A 22524-nucleotide genomic window follows, 5' to 3' on the forward strand; every position below is an offset into this window, starting at 1 on the left:
GCCATGGCAAAAGATAGTAAGTTAATATTAGATCCATTAACAGATAACAACCCAATTACAATTCAGGTATTGGGAATCTGTTCGGCATTGGCAATTACGGCAGAATTAGAAGCTTCTATAGTAATGTCTATCTCAGTACTTTTTGTAATGGGTATTGGAAATGTTGTAATATCATTGATGCGAAATATTATTCCATCAAAAATTAGAATTATTGCACAGTTAATTGTAGTAGCAACACTTGTAATTATTGTAGATCAAGTACTAAAAGCATACGCTTATGAATTAAGTAAAACACTTGGAGCGTTTGTAGGATTGATTATTACAAACTGTATTATTATGGGACGTTTTGAAGCCTTCGCTTTAGGAAATGGACCATGGAGATCATTCTTAGATGGAATTGGAAATGCATTAGGATATGCAATCATCTTAATCATTGTAGGTTTCTTTAGAGAATTACTAGGTTCAGGAACATTACTTGGAATTGAAATATTGGGAGATCCAGTGGCAAAAACAGGTTTATACGCATACGGATATGAAAACAACGGTTTCATGTTATTGTCACCAATGGCATTAATCGTAGTAGGAATTATTATTTGGGTACAACGTTCAAGAAATAAAGCTTTAATAGAAGACTAAAAGTAGTAGTGAGCTATTAGATATGAGAATTGAGAAATCTCAATACTAACTACTCAAAACTCAATACTAAAAAATATGGAACATATAGAATTATTTTTCAAATCAATATTCATAGACAACATGGTATTTGCTACGTTCTTAGGAATGTGTTCGTACCTAGCTGTATCTAAAAAAGTGACGACAGCTGTTGGACTAGGAGCCGCAGTTATTTTCGTACTTGCAATTACGGTACCTTTAAACTGGTTGTTAGATCAATATTTATTACAACCTGGAGCTTTATCTTGGTTAGGAGAAGAGTATGTAGATTACGATTTAAGTTTCTTATCATTCATCATGTTTATTGCAACCATTGCAACCATGGTACAATTGGTAGAAATTATTGTAGAGAAGTTTTCTCCATCATTATACAACTCATTAGGAATCTTTTTACCATTAATTGCAGTAAACTGTGCCATCTTAGGAGGATCTTTATTCATGCAGTCTAGAGAGATTGCTACCTTAGGATTGGCTACTACATATGGAGTTGGTTCAGGAATCGGATGGTTCTTAGCAATTTTAGCAATTGCAGCTATTCGTGAAAAAATTAGATACTCTGCCGTGCCTGCACCTTTAAGAGGTTTAGGAATTACATTCATCATCACAGGATTAATGGCAATCGGATTTATGAGTTTTGGAGGAATGCTAACTGGAGGAGATGAAGAATCATCAGATAAAAAAGCATCAGCTCAGATAGAAAAAGTACAAGACAATAGTACTACAAATGAAATCGCTAACAATACAAAAGTAATTGAGTAATATGATATTAGCACCAACAACAGCGGGAACGATAATAGCAACAGTTGCAGCCTTTTTACTAATTACATTAGTATTGGTTTCGTTATTGTTATATGTAAAGCAAAAGCTATCACCATCTGGACCAGTAAAAATTACGATCAATGGTGAACGTGAAATTGAAGTAGCTTCAGGAAGTACTTTATTAACAACCTTAGGAGCAGAAAAAATATTTTTACCATCAGCTTGTGGTGGTGGAGGAACTTGTATTCAGTGTGAGTGCCACGTACTAGAAGGTGGAGGAGAAGCATTGCCAACAGAAGTTCCTCACTTTACAAGAAAAGAATTGCAACACGGAGCACGTTTAGCTTGTCAGGTAAAAGTAAAACAAGACATGAATATCACAATTCCAGAAGAAGTATTTGGAATTAAAAAGTGGGAAGCTGTCGTAGTTCGTAATTATAATGTAGCATCATTTATTAAGGAATTTGTAGTAGAAATTCCAGAAGATATGGGGTATAAAGCAGGTGGATATATTCAGATTGAAATTCCTCCTTGTGAAATCAATTACAAAGACATGGACATTACTGCGCATCCTGAAGAGCATGAAACACCAGATAAGTTTCAAGCAGAATGGGATAAGTTTGGTTTATGGCCTTTAGTAATGAAAAACAATGAAACTGTAGAGCGTGCATATTCTATGGCTTCTTACCCAGCAGAAGGACGCGAAATCATGTTAAATGTGCGTATTGCTACGCCACCATGGGATAGAGCTAAAAACCAATGGATGAATGTAAATCCAGGGATTGCTTCTTCATACATTTTTGCACAAAAACCAGGAGATAAAGTAACAATTTCAGGACCTTATGGTGAATTCTTCATCAACGAGTCAGAAGCAGAAATGTTATATGTTGGTGGTGGAGCAGGAATGGCACCAATGCGTTCACACTTATACCATTTATTCAAAACAATTAAGACAGGAAGAACAGTTACTTATTGGTATGGAGGTCGTTCTAAGCGTGAGTTGTTCTATATTGAGCACTTTAGAGCATTAGAAAGAGATTTTCCAAACTTTAAATTCTACATGGCACTTTCTGAACCATTAGAAGAGGATAACTGGAAGATCAAAAAAGATATCAGTGACGAAGCAGGAGATGGTTTCGTAGGTTTCATTCACAATTGTGTAATTGATAACTACTTAAATCATCACGAAGCACCAGAAGATATAGAATTATATTTCTGTGGACCACCATTAATGAACCAAGCTGTTCAAAAAATGGGAGAAGACTTCGGTATTCCAGACGAGAACATTCGATTTGATGACTTCGGAGGATAAAATCATTTCATATTATAAAAAAGGATCGCACAACAGCGATCCTTTTTTTTTGTTCAAAACATTATGAAAGTAAATTTTGTATTTAATGACAAATAATCTCTGTATATTTAAAGACCAATATTTACTTTACAAAATGACTCAAAAAATACTCTCGCTTGTATTCCTTTTTACCATTGGAATTTCTACCGCTCAAAAAAGAGCAATTACTCATGATGATTATGATCTCTGGAAATTAGTTAGTGACACTAAGATTTCAAAAAATGGAAAAATAGTAGTTACTAAAATGACGACACGCACAGGTCGCGGGGATGGATATATTGAAATATACAATACAGATACTCAACAAAAAGTTAATTACTTTAATGGAAACAGTACTTCTATTACAGATGATGAGAAGTTTGTAATCTTTACTGAAAAAGTAAAGTATGCTACTACAAGGCTAGAAAAAAAGAAGAAAACGAAAGATGCTGATAAGGAAAAAGAAACGCTTTACATTTATGATGTAGCAAATAATGCTATATATGATTCTATAACAAGCGTAAAAAAATATAAAATCGCTAAAAAAAATAGTGAATACTTAGTTATTGAAAAATTTAAAAATAAAAAAGACTCTATCAAAGGAGATAGTTTGCCAGCTTGGAAAAATAATTATGCACTTGTATACGATTTAAAAAGTAAGCGACAAGACACCATCTTTAATATCAAAAACTTTGTTCTTCCAGAAGAAGGTAATTCGTTTTATTACACAACAAAAAATAAAAAACGAAAAAAGAAAGCCAAAGGTGTCTACACATATAATACAGCTACAAATAGTAAAAAAGTGATAGATACTTCGCTATTTGATTATAAAAGTTTAAGTGTGAATAAATTAGGGAATCAGCTCACATACATAGCAGAAAGAGACTCTGTAGAAACCGATTCAGTTCCTTTTAAATTATTTCTATATAAAGACAATGCCTTAAAAGCGTTAGTTACTACTGAAGAAACGCAACTAGGAACAACTGAAACCTTAAGCGGCAAGAAATCACCTTCCTTTTCCGAAAATGGAAAGCGATTGTATTTTTACACTAAGAAGAAAAGTGTACACAAAAAAGATACGACATTATTAGATAGTGAAATTCCTGAAGTAGATGTTTGGCATTGGAATGATGAAATAACACAGCCTAGACAAAAAGCAAATAGCGATTTTTTTAAAGAAGATAATCGACTCTACTATTATGATGTAGAAAAAGAACGTTATATAAAACTGCAAGACGATGCTCTAGAGATTGTAATGCTTTCGGATAAATTTGCTTCAAAATATGTACTAGGAATCGATTATACGCCGTATGCGGTTGAAACTTGGAAATCTCCTTGGGAAATGGATTACTATGTAATTGATTTAGAAACAGGAAACAAACGATTGCTTATAAAACGAGCAACTTCTACAGTTGACATTACACTACACGGAAAGTATGGACTCTATTTTGATTTATCTACAAAAGATTGGATTTCGATCGATTTAGAAACACTTCAAAAGTATAATTTGACAAAAAATATCAACGCTACTTTCGAAGATAAAGAAAATGATGTCCCTGCCCCAGCAGGTCCTTATGGCTTAGGAGGTTTTGATAAAGATGAAAATTTGTTGATTTATAGCGAGTATGATATCTGGAAAGTATCTTTAGATGGTACAGTAAAACCTAAAAATATTACCAAAAAAGGACAAAGGAAAAAAATCATATTCACCACAAAACGACAACGTGAAAATAATTGGTTAGCAGAATATGTAGATGGGAAATTATTAATCATAGGTTTTGATAAAATAAATAAAGCAAAAGGTATTTACTTATTGGAAGATTCAGGAAGATTGAAAGAAAAAATTAAACCTGATTCATATGAGATATTAGATGTTACAAAGGCATTAGAAAGCGATGTGGTTACCTTTACAAAGCAAAACTTTGAAACATTTGAAGATGTGCATATAACTACTGATAATTTTAAAACACATACGCAAATTACAGATGTAAATCCGCATCAGAAAGATTTTAAATGGGGAACAGCAGAACTAGTTTCTTGGAAAGCATATGACGGTACAAAATTAGAAGGAATAGTACACAAACCTGAAGATTTTGATCCAAAGAAAAAGTATCCGTTAATTATATATTTCTACGAAAGAAATGCTAACGGACTTCACAATCACTATTCGCCAAGACCTAGCGCTTCTACGGTTGACAAAACATATTTGGTAAGCAATGATTATATTGTTTTTACTCCAGATATTGTATACAAAACAGGACAGCCAGGAGAAGATGCATACAATTGCGTGATGTCTGGTGCTGAGATGATGGAAAAGAAAGGATATATCGACAGCAGTCGTATGGCAATTCAAGGACAAAGTTGGGGAGGCTATCAAGTTGCCTACTTGGTTACAAAAACAAATAAATTTAGAGCGGCAATGGCTGGAGCTCCTGTGAGTAATATGACATCTGCATATGGAGGAATTCGTTGGGGAAGCGGAATTAGTAGAATGTTCCAGTATGAAAAAACACAAAGTCGCTTAGGAAAAAATCTATGGGACGGCTTTGATATATATATCAAAAACTCTCCGTTATTCAGTTTGCCAAATGTAGAAACACCTTTACTCATTATGCATAATGATAATGATGGTGCTGTTCCTTACTATCAAGGAATTGAACTATTCATGGGAATGCGACGCTTAAAAAAACCTGCTTGGATGCTGGTTTACAATAATGAAGCGCATAATTTACGAAGAATGAAAAATAAGCAAGATTTATCCATCAGGATGATGCAATTTTTTGATCATTATCTAAAAGATGCACCAGCTCCTATGTGGATGACCAAAGGAGTACCGAGAAATCAAAAAGGTATTAATTTTGGGTATGAACTAGACAAAGAATAAAAAAATAAAAATACATTCACAAAGGATCGCACAACTGCGGTCCTTTTTTATATAATATACTTCATAATATTATATCGGATCAAATTAAAGTATCTTTGCAAATAATTCATTTGTAGATGAAAAGTGCTTTTTATCGATTGATTATTTAATAATAACTAAAAAATAAGCATAGCTGTTTGTAAACCAATATTTTCGCAGCTGTTTAAGTCAGACCATATACTATGGAAAAGCTAACAAAACAAGAGTTACATAATCTTGCGATGAACATCGTAGGAAAAGAATTGGAAGGAAAAGGATATGAATTCTTGGCAGTAAATAGTAAACTTAACAAGCACCCACAATTTGTGTGTATTGATAAGGATAATAACAAAAAATTTGTGCTTGTCAAAGCCGTTTTGTATCCCGAAGATCCAAAAGAATATGATGCCATATGGATGGAAACTTTTAAGCAACACGTAGAAAAGTTTGAAGCAGAACTTTATTTTGCGGGTGTTGGACTTGGAAATGCAGAGAATCCATTGGAAGAAGTTATGAAGAACCAGCCATACATACTCGATTATGATGGCTTAATCCAAATAATATAAACAACAAATGAAAGCAATTACATTACCCCTATACGTGTGCATAGCTTTTTTACTGACATCTTGTGTTGAAAAACCAAAAGATGTCATGATGCTCAAAAACTCAGGCTACGCATTGGGAACTACGTATAATATCCAATATGAAATTCAGAATGCGCAAGAAGATTACCAGCAGGATATTGAAAACGTATTTCATGATGTAAATAAATCAATGTCTGCCTATATCCCAACATCCGATATTTCCCGAATCAACAGAGGTGAAAAGGATGTAATCATTGATAAATACTTTAGAGTTGTCTACGATTTTTCAAGAGAAGTATACCAAAAAACAGATGGTTTTTTTGACCCAAGCGTTGGTGCATTAGTCAATGCGTGGGGATTTGGTCCTGAAAAACCCATCAATAATTTAACAAACCAACAAGTAGACAGCATTATGGCGTTTACAGGTTTTGATAAAGTGCGAATTTCAAATGAAGGAAAGGTATACAAAGAACATCCATCGCTTACGTTCGACTTTAACGCATTAGGAAAAGGATATGCCATTGATCTTATTGGTGAAATGTTCGATAAAAAAGGAATTAAAAACTATATTATTGAAGTTGGTGGCGAAATCTTAACCAAAGGAAAAAACACCAAGAAAGTAAAAAAATGGACAGTTGCTATTGACAGTCCTGTACAAGAATCAGAAGAACGTCAATATATTGAATTCATCACGCTTGAAAATAAAGCAATGGCAACTTCTGGAAATTACAGAAAATACAGAGTCGATCCGGAAACCGGAGATCATTACGTACATATCCTAAATGCAAAAACGGGATATCCAATGAAGAATAATGTATTAAGTGTATCGGTAATAGCTGATAACTGTATGAAGGCAGATGCGTATGCTACAGCGTTTATGGTAATGCCATATGAAAAAACAAAAAAGCTTTTAAGTGAGTTAAAAGATGTTGATGCTTATATCGTAAGTAAAGATCAATATGGAAACATTCAAAAATACACTACAAACGGTTTTCAAAATTTGATTATGACTGAATTCTAAAGGTTTAAAAATGTTAAATAAGGTTTCAAAGTAACCTTAGTGTGGTTTTTATTGAGTTAAAACCATTGACTTTCATGTAATTTTAATGTCAACCATAAAATTACATACCCATGAAAAAAAAGAACTTAAATCACCAAGGACTCAAATTAAACAAGCACAGTATTTCTAGTTTAGCGTCAGAAAATGTAATAGGAGGAGCTACAAATTCCTGTTTTATTTTTGTAGACACAGCTTGTGCTAACACGGTAGGATGCAACTTTACAGAAAATTGTCCGCCATCAAATGGATGTCCATCTAACGGATGTCCTACAAACAATTGTCCTCCGCAAACAAACCTTGACTGTCCATTTTCACTATCCTGTCCTGTGAACGGAATTTGCTAAAAAAGGAATAAAAAGATATACTGCAAACGATCATTAGAACATTTCTAATGATCGTTTTTTTCTATGTTCAAAATATAGATGCATGCTTTTAGAAACTCAGAAAGCACTTTTAGAAAGAAATCTATAAATCGATCATATAAAATTGTAGTTTTGGTAGTTATAATTTGATAAAATTGGCAAAAAAACTACATAAGCTACTATTCCTACTTCTATGTTGTAGTATGTATGGTCAGCATCCTATATACACACAATTCTCAGAAAAAGACGATTTGCCCGATATTGAATTCTACAATATGATGGAAGACAGTCAGGGATTTGTATGGCTTGCAGCCGATAAAGGTTTCTATCGATATGACGGAAACCAATTTAAACTATATTCAAATAAAGAAAAAAGAGGACTCTCAGTCTTTGAGCCCAAAGAAGATCATAAAGGACGCATTTGGTGCTGCAATATTTCAGGTCAATTTTTTTATGTAGAAAATGATACACTGGTCACGTTTGTAGACTTAGGACAAGAAATGGGATGGAGACTTGGAAACTTTTTAGTAACGGAAACACATCTACTAATATTCACCAGTACAACACTCTACAAAGTTTCTCTAGCAACCAAGCAGATTGAAGAACAAATAAAGCTGAGTAAAATAGGACTAGGAAATCCCTATCAATCAGGAGATGAAATTTATATGTCTATTGAGAATAGTATCGCAACGCTAAACTTGGAAGGGGAAATTATAAAACAAATTACATCAGAAGAAATACACAATGATTTAGTGTATCGATGTTTGGGGAAATCTTTAATTTCTGGATATAATGGAAAAACGTATATGTCATTTAAAGATGCAGACGAATTTTTAAATCTGTACCTTTTTGATGTAAATACAGGACAATATGATAAAGTCAAACTAGAAAAAACCTTAGAAAAAAGTTATATCGTATCAATCGATTTTTATGAAGGAACCATGTTTTTATCTACTTCCAGTGGACTTTGGCTATATACTGTACAAGAAGACGGTAAAATCACGTATAAAAATAGATACTTTAAAGATCAGTACGTTACTAAAGTAATCATTGATAAAAGCGAAAATTTTTGGGTAACTACTTTAAGAGCTGGAGTATTTGTTATTCCTAATATTCATAATTTCTCCTATAGTTTTCCTAAAGACATGGAAAACTTTAAGTGTGTTGAAAAAATAAATGACGATGTGTTTTTCTTTGGAACTTCAAGCGGAAAAGCAGGACTTTATAACATCAAAACAAATAAAATAGAATTTATTGAATTAGATACCGATACAAATGTAACGGCTGTTTCGTATAACAAAAAGCAGCAATTATTGTATATAAGTCAAAAAACAGTCGCGGGAGTATATAATCTTAAAAGTAAAAAATATACTGTTGTTACGAACGTTGCACAAAATGCAAACAGTATCTCTAGTATTGGTGACAATGGTTTTCTCTTCACCAATTATAAAGGCGCTATCAAAGTAAAAAATGGAAAAGAAGTATTGCGCATAGGAACAACACGTGCGCATGTTGTATTTTATGATACCATTACTAAAAATACCTATGTTTCTTATGTTGATGAATTGATAAAATACAATGCTGAATTTCAAAGCAAAATAATGCGCTATCAAGGCAAAAGAATCAACTCCAAAGGAATTGTAAAAACAAATGACGGTACAGTTTGGGTAGCTTCACTCAAAGATGGTGTGTATGGAATTAAAAATGATAGCATCATAGTTAATTACAATACGAAAAACGGATTGGTATCTAACTTTATACAACAAATCAAAAATGATGGAGACGAACTTTGGATTGTAACAAGCAAAGGAATTCAATCATTCAATACCAAAACCAAAACTTTTAAAACATTGACCAAAAGTGATGGCGTAAGTACATATTTGGTAAGTGGAATTGTTCCTTTTGATGATCGTGTTTTGTTTTCAACCAACAAAGGAATGTTTACCATTGATCGTGAAACATCTTTTGAACCTAGACCAAAACCAGGTATTTACTTCACGGGAATTCAAATTAACGAAAAAGACACCTTACTTCAAGAAAAATATACGCTGCCGCATTCTCAAAACACCATAAAACTAAGCTTTAACTCTAATGGTTTTCGCTCTAAAGAACACATTCAATATTACAGTCGTTTGTTAGGATTTAATGAAAATTGGATTGCTGTTGATGAAGGAATCGATTTTGTAAAATACAATAGCTTACCAGTTGGAAACTATACGTTTCAAGTAAAAGCTACATCCAGATCATTGGCGGGAGAATCAGAAGTAAAATCTATTAAAATTTCTGTAAAAAGTCCATTCTGGAAACGTCCTTGGTTTATATTAAGTATTGTATTTGCCAGTCTAGCAATAGTTATTATATACTATAGAAACATTCTTAAAAAGCGAGAACGTCAAAAAAATAAAGAACTCGAAAAGCTTGAACAAGAACGCGAACTGGTGTTTTTAAAACTGGAAAACTTGCGTTCGCAGATGAATCCGCATTTTATATTCAATGCATTGAATTCGATTCAGGAATACATCATTCTCAACAAAAAAAATCTGGCAAGTGATTATTTAGGAAAATTTGCCGATCTCATCCGAACCTATCTCAATCACAGTAACAGAGGTGTTATTTCTTTGCAAGACGAGATTGATTGTTTAGAAATGTATCTAGAACTAGAAGAATTACGCTTTGAGGATAAACTAATGTATTCGTTTGATATTGACACTGCGGTAGATACAGAATCAATTTCCATTCCTACAATGCTAATTCAACCGTATGTAGAAAATGCATTAAAACATGGTTTATTACACAAAAAAGACAACAGAAAACTAAGTATTACCTTGAAAGCTTCTCCACAGGATAAAACTATTTCTTGTATCATAGAAGACAATGGTGTTGGGCGAGAAAAAGCATTACTTATCAAAGAGAAAAAAGCCAAAATGCACAAATCTTTTGGAACTAAAGCTACTCAAGATCGATTGTATTTACTCAATTACGGAAAAACAAAACGAATAGGCGTTTCCATAGAAGATTTACACGATCCTATCACTCAAAAACCAACAGGAACAAAAGTTTTTATCACAATTCCAATCACAAAACAAAGCCACTGATGAAAGTAATTATTATTGATGACGAACGAAAAGCAAGGAATTTATTGCAAGTCCTAATCTCTGAAAACTGCCCAAAAATCACAGAAATTTTTGAAGCAGAAGATTTGCCTTCTGGTGTTGAATTGATCAAAAAAGAACAGCCGCAAATTGTGTTTCTAGACATCGAAATGCCCGAACATTCAGGCTTAGAAATCATGCAATTTCTGGATAAAGACAAACTCAACTTCGAAATAATATTTACCACAGCTTACAGTGAATATGCAATCAAAGCGTTTCAACTCTCAGCAATTGATTACCTATTAAAACCTGTGCGAGCGACACAAATACAAGAGGCAGTTGAAAAAGCAATAAAACTTATCGGAAAATCACAAATCAATATAAAACTAGAAGAACTCAAAAAAAGCTTAGCTTCCTCTAATTTCAATAAAATAGGTTTGCCGTTTTCAGATGGTTTCAAATTTGTAGACTTCAATGAAATTGTTCTGTTAGAAGCAGACGGAATGTATACAAAAATCACAACCGTAAACGATTCGGAAATCCTAGTAAGCAAACCATTAAAACATTTTGTGTCGTTACTCGATAAAATAAAAACCTTTTACAAGCCACATCGTTCTTACTTAATCAATCTTAAATTCATCAAAGAATACATCAAAAAAGATGGCGGTTATATTGTCATGGACAACAATGAAACAGTTTCCATTTCCAAAGATAAAAAAGAAGAATTTTTAGCCATAGTTCAAAACATTGGATAATTTATTTTGAAAGAAAAAACAGTAATAGCTTGTTGGTGAATTATTTAAAAAAACTCATTTTAAAATACACGAAAAAGCGTTTAGCAATTCAAAACGAACTTTCAGAAGATAACACATAACGCGCGCAAGTAGAAAAATACTTTTGCCTTCATAAACTATAAATTATAAAACAATGAAGGCAAAAGTATTTTCCCTATTTCTCTTTGTGGTCAGTATGTCATTTGCGCAAGCTCCAACGAATGGATTAACGCATGAATATTTATTTACAAATGGAAGTTACAACACCACTGTCGGATCTGACAACTTAACTCAATCTGGTGGAACCATTACAACTGTAGCCGATCGTGAAGGTGCGCCAACAAACGCATTACGATTAAATAGTTCTTATCTATATAGTCCATCCATACTTTCTGGCTATAGAGTTTCGGTAAGTTTTTGGATTAAAACTAGTGTAAATGATACGTATGACCGTGCCATCTTTGACTATCATGAACGTACCGTGCGAATTCCAACAAGTACGCAAACAGGTTTTTTTCTAACCTTAGACGAAGGAAAAATTGATTTAACAGCGAATTATAAATATGGTTATAACTATATGCAAGCATCTGAAACAAGGTTCTATACAGGAGCGCATGGTTTTAGAAGTAATGCTTTTGTGGCTGATAATGATTGGCATCATATTACATTAACGATAGATACAGGATCATTTTCAGGAGATATATTTTATGAGTACAACTTGTACGTTGATGGAGTATTGGACAATACATTAAGAAGAACAAGCACGCCGCCAGCACAAGCAGGACAAATTTATGCAATCCTATTTCCTAATGATCGTATTACGATAGGAAATAACAAAAATGGAAACTTAATAGCAACGCGTGTCTATCCAGGCATTATTGATGATGTTCGTATGTATAACCGAACACTAAATATTACCGAAGTTAATGCGCTATACACAGATGTAGATAGTTGTATTCCTTCACAATTTACAGCTGCAAATGTGCAATCAAATTCAGCCGATTTATCGTGGACAGCAACGCCCGATCAAACTTCTTGGGATGTATCATATACCACACCTGGAGGCGACCCAAGTACAGGAACTATTGTGTCAAATGTTGGAGCAAGTCCGTATACGCTTTCAGGACTCATGCCAACAACTTCATATGATGTATATGTAAGAAGCACCTGTAATGGTGTTATTTCAGGTTGGTCTGAAGTGCAATCAATTACAACTACAGCAGTGCAAGAAAGAGTATATGTAGATATTGATGCAACGGGAGCAAATGATGGTTCTAGCTGGGCAAATGCCTATACCGATTTAAATGATGCATTAACCGGAATCGCCACAGGAACGGAACGTACCATTTGGATAGCAGATGGAACTTATACGCCAACAACGACAAATACAGATCCAAGAACCGCTACATATACCGTTCCAACACTTGTGAAAATTTATGGAGGATTTATTGGAACTGAAACCATGTTGTCACAACGGAATCCTTCAGTGAATATCACAAAACTGAGTGGAGATGTTTTAGGAAATGATAATGGAACATTAAACACAACTGAAAGTACACGAACAGATAATATATATCATATCATATCTCTAAGAGAAGATATGACCGATGTTTTGGTGGATGGAATTACCATTTCTGATGCCAATCCTTCTGGTGGAGGAACCTTTACAGGACCAGTGGCTAATAGAATTAATAATGGTACTGGTGGAGCTGTTTATGTAGCTTTAGCAAACAATTCTGATAGAGTAGAAGCAATATTTAACAATTGTATTATAGAAAACAATACCGCAAATGATGGAGGAGCTGCTTTTGGATCTTATGTGCAAAATTCAGGAGCTTCAGTCAGTTATAATGTAGACTTTACAAATTCTAAAATCCGTTCAAATTATGGGCGATTAGGATCTATAGTTGTCTACTTTGGATTAAATGGAGCAACAGGTTCAGGTAAAATTGTAAACTGTGTATTTACAGACAATGTGACGCCAGTTTCAAGAAATACAAGCTCATGTATATGGATAGCGCGTTTAAACGGACCTGCAAGTGTAGTACAATTAGATATTATCAATTCAACATTTACAAACAATTCAGCGCAAAGCGGACAAGTAATTACAACCACAGGAGCACCAGAATTATCTAATATTAATAACTGTATCATTTTTGGAAACGGAAGCAATACACCACTCGATTTTAATACAGCACCATTTCCGGCAGTAAACAACTCTATTGTAGAAGGCGGACAAGAAGGAGGAATCAATTTAGATCCTTTATTTACGAGTGCAACCGATTTAACATTGCAACTCACTTCACCAGCAATCAATGCAGGAAACAATGCTTTTGTACCAGTAGATATCACAGAAGATATTGATGGAAATCAACGTATTTTTAACACTACGGTAGATTTGGGAGCGTATGAATTCAATGCGGATTGTGGAGAATTTTTTAATGTAGTATTAACGCCAAGTACAACGGTTGCAACAGAAGCTACACTAACTTGGGAACATCCTTTTGATACAGGTGATACATTCGATTTGGTATATGTTATAAGCGGAATGCCTATTGGGAACGGAACGGCCATCAATGGAATCTCAGGAAACAGTCAGCTACTAACAGGATTAAGCTCTAACTTTTATGATATTTATTTAAAAGCGAACTGTTCAGGAAATCCAAGTGCATTTGAATTACATACAGTAGGATTTAAAGTGCCAATATTTGTAGATGTCAATGCAACAGGATTGAACAATGGAAGCGGCTGGACAAACGCCTATACTTCTCTAGAAACTGCTTTGTCCGTTGCAAGTGATGATGATACAATATGGATTGCTTCCGGAACCTACAAACCCGCAGGTACAAGTCGTTTAAATTCATTCAATATCACAAATAACAACATCACTATTTATGGAGGATTTAACGGAACGGAAACACAACTTTCTGAGCGTAATTTTGTGACGAATGAAACCATTCTATCAGGAGATTTAAATGGAGATGATACTGTAGTGACTTTTAGCGGCGGCGGACGTAATGAAAATATATACCACGTAGTTGAGGTTACAGGACAAAATGTAACTATAGACGGAATTGTGGTTTCTGGAGGACAGGCTACGGCAAGTTCGGGAGACGATCGTTTTGGTGCAGGAATCTATAAAAATTCAGGTGTAAACAATCTTCTAATCATGAATAGTAAATTCCGCGAAAATGTATCTATTGGAGGTTCAGGAATCTTTGCACGTTGTGCTACAGGAGAAAATGTGAGTGTATTAAATAGTATATTTCATGACAATTTAGGAACCTATGGAGCAGGATTCTATACCGTAAATAGCAATAATGTGAGTTATACGGTTACACTTGCAAACAGCTTATTTTATAAGAATACAACAAGGAATTCAGGGTCTATTTTAGGATTTACAGGAAGTTCAGTTTGGTTGCGAGCTAATGGAAGTGGAAGTTCGTTAACATCAACGGTAGCCAACTGTACTTTTGCAGATAACACAGATATTGGAACACAGTCCGTATCGTTGCGAGGAACGTTTAGTGTGAGTCGTGGCTTTACAGGATCACATGCACTATCATTAGCAAACTGTATTTTTTATGGCAACAGAGGCGCGAGTAATAGTGTCACAAGAGCTATTACCAATGGACATACCGTAGCGGTATCTTCGCTAACAGCTAACAGTATCATTGCTGAAAGTACAACAGGTTTGTCTGGAACTAATATTTCAAGCGCAAATCCTTTGTTTACAAATGCAGCTTCAGGAGATTATACACTAACAGCTTCGTCACCAGCAATCAATACAGGAAATAATGCTTTTGTCATTGGGACAACAGATGTTGTGGCAAACAATCGTATTGAAAACACTACTGTAGATTTAGGAGCTTACGAATATTCAGCATCACTTTCAGTAGCACCAAGAGCATATTTGCAAGGAGCATACACAAATACTTCCACATTAATGCGAGATGATTTGCGTACAGCAGGATATTTGCCAACAACAACTCCTTACACAGATGCTGTTTCATGCGATGCTTCTGTATTTGCCGTTACCGGAAATGATGCGATTGTAGATTGGGTATTTGTAGAACTTCGCGATAAAAATGATAATACAGCTGTTCTATACAGTCAATCTGCGTTACTACAACGCGATGGAGATATCGTTGCTTTAGATGGGATTTCAGATTTAGTTTTTGCTGCTGCTGCAGATGATTATTATGTAGCAATTCGTCATCGAAATCATTTAAGTGTCATGTCAGCAAATGTACTTTCTCTTTCAGGAGTGGCAACCACGGTAGATTTTACCAATCCAACAACACAGACTTATGGAACGAATGCCCAAGCTACTTCAGGAACGCCAACAGGAATGGTAGGAATGTGGTCTGGAAATACAAATGGAGATGCAATAGTACAATACTCTGGAACAACACCAGATGCACCAAGCATCTTATCGCAAGTGCTAAATGATGCTGGAAACTTCTTAAATTTCCCTACCTATGTTGTTACAGGTTACAATGGTTTTGATATCAACATGGATGGCGATACACAGTATACAGGAACTACGCCTGACACGCCTTTTATTCTACAAAATGTACTAGCGCATCCAGGAAACTTTTTGAACTTTAGTACGTATCAAATTCAAGAACAACTTCCAGAAAACTAAAAACATGATGAAAAAATATACATTACTAAGTCTATTAATGTTCACATTGATGTGCTTTACAAATAAAGCGCTAGCACAAGATGGCTATACATATACTTTACAGCACAATGGCGGCTATAGTTTTACAGTACAAGCAGTACCGAATACAAGTGCTAATAATTTTGCTACTTCTGTACAGAGTTACGGATTTACAATAATACTTCCAGATGGTGTTACTATTACAACAGCATCTTCACTAGGTGGAGCGGCTAGCGCTACATTTTTTGATGGAACTAATGTTGCAATGCCAACTATTGACGGATACTTAATTACGGAAACCTTAGGAAGTCCTGCAACCTTATCAGCGCCATCTACGGCTATGAATTCTGATATGTTTACATTTACAGTCAATGGAAATCCGACAAATGGAGATTTGAAAATTTTAGAAAACAATTCTTCATTAGCAACGACGGTCACGCCTTTAAAATCGTTCATGCAAGCAGATATGATAGATAATGGATCGGCACAATTTACAAACGTAGTAGATCCGAATGCAGCGGCTGTTTCTGGAATGAGCATATTTAATTTTTCAACCTTAAGTGTCACTGAGGTGCAACTTTTAGAAAATGAATTGAATGTGTATCCAAATCCAACATCAAATACGATCAACATTCAAACAAACAGTACGATTAAAAATGTAGCAATTTATACCTTACTAGGAAAGAAAGTGATACAAACTGATGCTATTAAGATTCATGTAGCAGATCTTTCGCAAGGAATATATCTTCTAAAAATCATAACGGATTCAGGTGCGGAAATCACCAAACGTTTTATCAAGCAATAATTTATAGTTTTATATTATTGTATAAATCCTGCAAGGGCCTTTTTAGCTTGCAGGATTTTCTTTTTAGAAATTGAAACGAGCTACTCAGAAACTTTCCATCAATCTCCCAAAAAAAATAATGCATCTTGGTGTCATTAAAAAAAATATCAAAAAATAAAACCCAACCAACCAGCCAAATGGTTTATGATCGGATTGTAAAACGGCTTCAATCCGATCGTTGCCTCAAAATGACATTTTAGAAACTCAAAGCTACATTTGAGCAAATATATGTTCGCTTTGGTAAGGATCTCATCTATATTTATAACGAAACAAAAAATAGAAGCTTTTTATGAAAATCACAATCATTACTATTAGTTTACTGTCTGTACTTTCATTTTCGACACTTTCAGAAGTCGCTACAACCGAAATTGAAAATACAGTAGAAGTCTACGGAAGCAGCTTTTCGCTTGTAAACGATACAAAAAATAAAGTATCTATCTATACAGGAAGCGGTTATGTAACCTTAAATAAAGGAAGCAAAACCAGCATTTCTTGTAAAGTTGGTAAAACAGTACACTGGGCAAACAGTGGTAAAAAAGGGGACGTTATTTTTAAAATCACAAGTGATATGTGTGGTGAAACTGTAAAACTATCTAAAGTGATGGACTAATAATGTGTGGTATTGTTTTCTAAAAGTAACACAAAACTACCGATGTAAAAATCTAGTTTTTAAAAAGAAAGCTGATTAACTTTCTTTAATGGTAAAAGAGAATTTTCAATAGAAAATTCTCTTTTTTTTTTGCTTCATACAGACTTCGTATTCGTCAGTACACTTGTAAAAACAGCATAAGTGACTTCATGTATAATTTTATTGAAATTGGATGATTGATTGAGAACTACAGTTCATCGATTTGTATACACTGATCCTATAATAGCACTTTCTTTTTCTTCGATTTCGTTTGAATTTTACATTAAACACGGAAGCTGAAAAGTGAATAGAGTAGGCAACATAATAATAACAAAACAATGAAATATTCAAAACAAACGTTACCAGTGCTTTGCTGCATATTGATGTCTCTCATGACTTCATGTTGGTTAGTAAAAGATACAAATACAGATGTGCAATTAGTTGGAAATACCTTCAGTCAAAATCGGACAATCATTTCTGGCGTAAGTATTAAAAAAAGAGGCAAAAAAATAGCCTATAGTGATAAGAAAGGAATGTTTAAACTTGAAGAGAAAAGTGTCGCAGAAGGTGATGTTTTACTATTTGAAAAAGATGGATATGTTACCGTTTCAAGAATTTTTAAAAAAAACATGAAACTCGATATCTTTATGAAAAGTAGAGATGGATTTATAAGTGTGAATTCTAAAGAAGCACAAAAACTAACATTTACATCAGGAATTACGCTAAATATTCCTAAAAACGCTTTCCTGCTAAATGCTAAACCATATACAGGAAAAGTACAGATTGCAGCTACCTATTTTGATGCAGAACGTCAAATAGATTTGATCAGTGCTCCAAGCTTATTTATAGCGCAAGAAAGAAAATCACAAAAATTGATTCCATTGCAAACTTTTGGAGTTGCTGAAATAGTTGCTACTACACCAAATAATGAAAAATTAGCACTAAGAAATGACACTGGAATAGAAATCATATTACCATCTAGAGAAAGAGAAACACCTAATGTTGTTAATTTTTATTCCTTAAACACAGAAACAGGATATTGGAATTTAGAAAGTAGGCTAAAAATAAATGACAGAAATGAACTTAGGGGAGTTGTGACTACTGTTAATAGTGCTTGGAATGCAGATGAACCATGCTCTGAGACACCTGTATGTATTAAACTTAAAGTGATATATCAAAATGGAAATCCAGGATGTGGTGTTGCTGCTTCAGGTGTTTCATACCAAGGATCTGATGGAATCTACACTCCTGATCAAAATAATGAAGTTCAATTTTGGGTTTGTCCAGATAGTGTCATCGAATTAGGTACTTGTTTTTTAGTTTGCTGTGGTCCAGGAGTACCACCAACGGATCCATGTTGTAATGGAGCAATTTATAAAAAAGTGATTGATTTGTCAACAATAACAATGAACCCTTCCGGATGTACAGACATAGGTACATGGATAGTTCAAAACTAAAACGGATGAAAGAAACGCTATATATTGTGAGTTCTCAGTAATGACAAGCATTTTGAAAGTGAAAATAAGACAATTCGCGGAATTGTAGTTACTCTTAATATTTTATAAAACAATCATTTGGTTACTTTGTACAAGAAAACTTAAATTGTAGAAAATCACTACACATTATAAAACCGATTGAAATGAAATTAAAATTACTATTCCTTTTTTTACTATTCACTATCAAAAGTGTTTTTGCACAAGCTCCTTTCATTACCACTTGGGAAGTAACTGCAGACGATTTAGACATCCGAATTCCAGCCAATACATTTGATGGTAGAGTATTTGACTATACCATCAATTTTGGAGATGGTACCATCGTCAACAATGTAGATGGCTGGATAACGCATACATACACCACACCAGGAATATATACGGTTGAAATATCAGGTGTATTTCCAGGAATCATAACTTGGGCGTTAGACTCTGGCGAGGCAAATCAACTAAAAAGTATAGAACAATGGGGAGATATTGAGTGGGAAACCATGTCTACAGCGTTTGCATTTTGTAGAAATATGGTCATCAACGCCACAGACGCTCCCGATTTAAGTCAGACAACAAGTTTAAGTTCTATGTTTTGGGAAGCAGAAAGCATGAACAGCGATATCAATCACTGGGATGTTTCTACCATCACAAACATGTCTGGGTTGTTTTACAGTGCTTCTAGTTTTAATCAACCGTTAAACAATTGGAATGTTAGCAATGTAGTGTCAATGGCAAGAATGTTTGGAAGAGATGATGTTTCTAGTAGTAATGACGATGGTATGTTCAATCAGCCACTTAACAATTGGAATGTAACGAATGTAACGGACATGGAAAAAATGTTCTATGGAAATGCAACATTCAATCAAGATATAAGCATGTGGAATGTAATTAATGTACAAAACATGGGAGAAATGTTTGCAGATACAGGTGCGTTCGATCAACCGCTAAATAGTTGGAATGTAATGAATGTCACAAACATGGAACGTATGTTTGGCAATGCAACAGCATTCAATCAGTCGTTGAACTCTTGGAATGTGTCAAACGTTCAAAATATGCGATACATGTTTTCGTATACCGATGCATTTAATGGCGAAATAGGAAACTGGGACGTATCTGGCATTACAACTATGATCGGAATGTTTCAAGAAGCACTAGCGTTCAATCAACCTATTGGAGACTGGAATGTTATCAATGTACTTTCTATGGAATCTACTTTTAGTGGTGCTGTCGCGTTCAATCAACCTATAGACAATTGGGATGTTGACAATGTAACAACCATGTCTAAAATGTTTCAAGAAGCCGCCGCGTTCAATCAATCATTAAACTCATGGAATATTGAAAATGTAACCTTAATATCGCGTATGTTCAAAGATGCCACTTCGTTCAATGGCGCTATTGATAATTGGACATTTACAAGTACCTCAAGTCTGTCAAGTCTATTTGAAAATGCAAGCTCGTTCAATCAACCTTTAAACAATTGGGATGTAACCAACATCACGTCTATGTCAAGTATGTTTAGAGGCGCAAGTGCTTTCAATCAACCTTTGCCAAATTGGAATGTGACCAATTTACAATCAGCTTCATTCATGTTTCGCGATGCAACAAGTTTCAATCAACCGCTCGATTCATGGAATTTAGTAACCGTAAGTTCACTCGGTTCTTTTTTGAGCAACACAAACATGAGTGTAGACAACTACGATTTGTTTCTAACACATTTGGTCACGTTAAACAGAAGCAACCTTTCATTAGGCGCAACAGGATTAGAATACTGTAATGAAGGCGCTAGAATGGTTTTAGTTGATGATTTAGGTTGGAATATTAGTGGAGATTCATTAGCCGAAGCCTGTAATACACTTTCAGGAACAATTTTGTATGATGCAAACGGAAATGGTTGTGATGCTTCTGAAATTATAAACGCAAATATTTTTGTAGATGTAAATAACAATGACAACAGTTTTAATTATGCAAGTTTAGTGACAAACGGAAGCTATTCAATTCCGCTTAGTGGAGAAAGTTTTTCGGTAAGTTTGCTCAATCTGCCAAGTTATTTCTCCGTAACACCTGATCCGGCAACGATTTCATTCTCAGGAACCGACATGCAAGAAGTAGATTTTTGTATTACGCCAACGCAGATGGTAGAAGATCTAAACATTGTACTCATACCTGTTGAAGCAGCACGACCTGGTTTTACTGCAAATTACAGACTCGTCGTAGAAAACATGGGAACTACTACGATAAATAATATTACCGCTACACTGAGTTTTGACGATGCAATGCAATCATTTGTGAGTGCCGCTCCAACCGCTGTAAACACAACTTCAAACACTTTAGAATTTACAATACCAACATTACAACCTTTAGACAATACAAGTATTGAAATTACGATGCAAACATTGCCGCCGCCAACGGTAAATAGTGACGATATTTTAAATTTTACGGCAACAGTACTGCCTACAGCAAATGAAAACACGCCAAGTGACAATACATATCAACTCGCACAAACAGTCGTAAATTCGTTTGATCCGAATGACAAACAAGTACTAGAAGGCGCTACCATTACCATTGTTGAAGCAGGCGAATATTTAAACTATCTCATTCGTTTTCAAAACACAGGAACGGCAAGTGCAATCAATGTGCGTATTGTTGATGTTTTGGATGCGAAATTAGATTGGGATACGATGAGAATAACCAGCGCAAGTCATCCGTATACAGCCAGAATTGAAGACGAGTACTTTGCGGTATTTGAATTTGAAAATATAAACTTACCTGCACAAGTTGTAGATGAAGAAGGAAGCAACGGATTTATTTCATTTAAAATAAAACCGAGAACCAATGTGCAAATTGGAGATATCATCTCAGGAAATGCATATATCTTTTTTGATTTTAACGCGCCAATAATTACAAACACTGTAAACACCGAAATTGTACAAGATGACTTGTCAGTAGCTGAAAACACGGCTGCTTTGTTTACAATATATCCAAGTATTGCTACGACAGAAATTGTTGTTCAAGGAAAAACACCGATCAATTTTGTTACTATATGCGATATCAATGGAAGATTGTTGCACACAATACAAGAAACAGGAAATTTCAATACGAACGTAAATGTGAGTCACTTAGCAAAAGGAATGTATTTTATGAAAATACTATCAGAAAAAGGGAAGCAGACGTTTAAATTTATTAAAAAATAAGTGGATTTTTAAGTTGGAAAGCTTAATGTTTGAAACTAATTAGGCATTAGTTTTTGGGTATTAGGGATTAGTATGGATCAAAGACAATTTTGTGACTTTAAATACGATATCAGTAAATAAACAAACCACGAATTGACAAGAAATGAAGTTTATAAGTTCATTAGTTTATGCTATGAAACT

14 protein-coding genes are annotated in these 22524 nt (G+C 34.4%); all 14 read left to right on the top strand.

Annotation, left to right across the window (positions count from 1 at the left end):
* Window positions 1–3 precede the first annotated feature (3 nt).
* On the top strand, window positions 4–636 hold the full coding sequence (locus Q0845_RS10030) for an NADH:ubiquinone reductase (Na(+)-transporting) subunit D (protein ID WP_298512404.1): 633 nt from the start codon (window positions 4–6) through the stop codon (window positions 634–636).
* Window positions 637–711: 75 nt separating this feature from the next.
* Window positions 712–1431 (top strand): NADH:ubiquinone reductase (Na(+)-transporting) subunit E, encoded by a 720-nt coding sequence (gene nqrE, locus Q0845_RS10035; RefSeq protein ID WP_298512406.1) that lies wholly within the window; start codon window positions 712–714, stop codon window positions 1429–1431.
* 1 nt (window position 1432) lies between these two features.
* A complete protein-coding gene (gene nqrF / locus Q0845_RS10040) occupies window positions 1433–2743 on the top strand; it encodes an NADH:ubiquinone reductase (Na(+)-transporting) subunit F (RefSeq protein ID WP_298512408.1) in 1311 nt (436 codons plus the stop codon).
* Window positions 2744–2876: 133 nt separating this feature from the next.
* Window positions 2877–5645 (top strand): prolyl oligopeptidase family serine peptidase, encoded by a 2769-nt coding sequence (locus Q0845_RS10045; RefSeq protein ID WP_298512410.1) that lies wholly within the window; start codon window positions 2877–2879, stop codon window positions 5643–5645.
* A 221-nt stretch (window positions 5646–5866) separates the two neighbouring features.
* A complete protein-coding gene (locus Q0845_RS10050; protein ID WP_298512412.1) occupies window positions 5867–6229 on the top strand; it encodes a Na(+)-translocating NADH-quinone reductase subunit F in 363 nt (120 codons plus the stop codon).
* A gap of 85 nt (window positions 6230–6314) precedes the next feature.
* The gene (locus tag Q0845_RS10055) at window positions 6315–7268 is read left to right on the top strand and encodes an FAD:protein FMN transferase (RefSeq protein WP_298512413.1); all 954 of its coding nucleotides are present in this window, start codon (window positions 6315–6317) and stop codon (window positions 7266–7268) included.
* Between the two features lie 110 nt (window positions 7269–7378).
* The gene (locus Q0845_RS10060) at window positions 7379–7651 is read left to right on the top strand and encodes a hypothetical protein (RefSeq protein WP_298512415.1); all 273 of its coding nucleotides are present in this window, start codon (window positions 7379–7381) and stop codon (window positions 7649–7651) included.
* Window positions 7652–7824: 173 nt separating this feature from the next.
* Window positions 7825–10764, top strand: a complete 2940-nt coding sequence (locus Q0845_RS10065) for a histidine kinase (RefSeq protein ID WP_298512417.1) — start codon at window positions 7825–7827, stop codon at window positions 10762–10764.
* Window positions 10764–11516, top strand: a complete 753-nt coding sequence (locus tag Q0845_RS10070; protein ID WP_298512419.1) for a LytTR family DNA-binding domain-containing protein — start codon at window positions 10764–10766, stop codon at window positions 11514–11516. The genes Q0845_RS10065 and Q0845_RS10070 overlap by 1 nt, the downstream gene beginning before the upstream one ends.
* 172 nt (window positions 11517–11688) lie before the next feature.
* Window positions 11689–16182 (top strand): choice-of-anchor Q domain-containing protein, encoded by a 4494-nt coding sequence (locus Q0845_RS10075; RefSeq protein ID WP_298512421.1) that lies wholly within the window; start codon window positions 11689–11691, stop codon window positions 16180–16182.
* Between the two features lie 4 nt (window positions 16183–16186).
* The gene (locus Q0845_RS10080; protein ID WP_298512423.1) at window positions 16187–17005 is read left to right on the top strand and encodes a T9SS type A sorting domain-containing protein; all 819 of its coding nucleotides are present in this window, start codon (window positions 16187–16189) and stop codon (window positions 17003–17005) included.
* A 328-nt stretch (window positions 17006–17333) separates the two neighbouring features.
* Window positions 17334–17654 carry a hypothetical protein gene (locus Q0845_RS10085; RefSeq protein WP_298512425.1) on the top strand — a complete coding sequence of 107 codons (321 nt, stop codon included), beginning with the start codon at window positions 17334–17336 and terminating at the stop codon, window positions 17652–17654.
* 356 nt (window positions 17655–18010) lie between these two features.
* Window positions 18011–19129: a hypothetical protein gene (locus tag Q0845_RS10090; RefSeq protein WP_298512427.1), complete on the top strand. Its 1119-nt coding sequence runs from the start codon at window positions 18011–18013 to the stop codon at window positions 19127–19129.
* A 182-nt stretch (window positions 19130–19311) separates the two neighbouring features.
* Window positions 19312–22344 carry a BspA family leucine-rich repeat surface protein gene (locus tag Q0845_RS10095; protein WP_298512429.1) on the top strand — a complete coding sequence of 1011 codons (3033 nt, stop codon included), beginning with the start codon at window positions 19312–19314 and terminating at the stop codon, window positions 22342–22344.
* Window positions 22345–22524: the final 180 nt, after the last annotated feature.

The sequence above is a fragment of the uncultured Kordia sp. genome, assembly GCF_947489565.1.
Lineage (GTDB): Bacteria > Bacteroidota > Bacteroidia > Flavobacteriales > Flavobacteriaceae > Kordia.